2 protein-coding genes and 1 pseudogene are annotated in these 757 nt (G+C 43.2%); all 3 read left to right on the top strand.

Features of this window, described 5'->3' with window-relative positions; genetic code table 11:
• Nucleotides 1-184 (top strand): annotated as a pseudogene (locus E5329_RS29210) (ParB/RepB/Spo0J family partition protein); the annotation flags it as partial.
• Between the two features lie 67 nt (nt 185-251).
• Nucleotides 252-482, top strand: a complete 231-nt coding sequence (locus E5329_RS29205; RefSeq protein WP_135992585.1) for a YdbC family protein — start codon at nt 252-254, stop codon at nt 480-482.
• Between the two features lie 70 nt (nt 483-552).
• On the top strand, nt 553-744 hold the full coding sequence (locus tag E5329_RS29200) for a stage II sporulation protein R (protein ID WP_135992584.1): 192 nt from the start codon (nt 553-555) through the stop codon (nt 742-744).
• The last annotated feature ends 13 nt before the right edge of the window (nt 745-757 follow it).

The following is a 757-nucleotide window of genomic DNA, read 5'->3' as shown; positions in this document are numbered from 1 at the left end:
CATGGATATGATATTTTCCATTATGACCGAGGAAAAGGGAAACCAGAAAGAAACCTTAAAAATCAACACAAGCAAACTGAAAAAATATTTTCCGAAGAACACAACGCCGAAGCAGATGGAGGACGCCATCATCAAACTTTTGGAGCGTGAATTGCAGAGGAAACGGGGCAGAGACAGCCGCTAATTTTCTCTTTTCGGTTAGTAAATGCACAGAGTATCCAAGCAAAGAAAAAGTAGAATCGAGGTAGGAAATGAAAGAAATACAGTATGAGATTATAAAAGAAATCGCCGTATTGTCTACGAGCGAAAGCGGCTACACAAAGGAAATCAATTTAATCTCATGGAACGGGAAAGAGCCGAAATACGACATCCGCACCTTTTCCCCGAACCGTGAGAAGTGTGGAAAGGGAATCACGTTGACCGCTGATGAAGCGACGACACTCCTTAAAGCATTGCAGAAAGAATTGAACAGCAGGGATTGATTGTGTCTGATTGGCAGGGCAGGGGGATTTTATATACTCCCCTGCCCTGTCTGGAAAGGAAGATTTGAATATGGGCGAGGATAAGACAACGAATAAAAAGAGAAAGCGTATCATGCCAAAAGCACAGGTGCAGGTAATTATCAGTCGGGAATATGTCGGCACACAGACTGTTACGGAAGCATTTATCCCGATTATCTCCGAGGATATACGGAGGGAGATTGCCAAAGATGACACCTTCGACAATGAGGATATATCCGCTTAGAATGTACGCAATG

Source organism: Petralouisia muris (assembly GCF_004793545.1).
In the GTDB taxonomy this organism is placed as follows: domain Bacteria; phylum Bacillota; class Clostridia; order Lachnospirales; family Lachnospiraceae; genus Petralouisia; species Petralouisia muris.
This window is presented reverse-complemented; position numbering and strand designations above follow the sequence as displayed.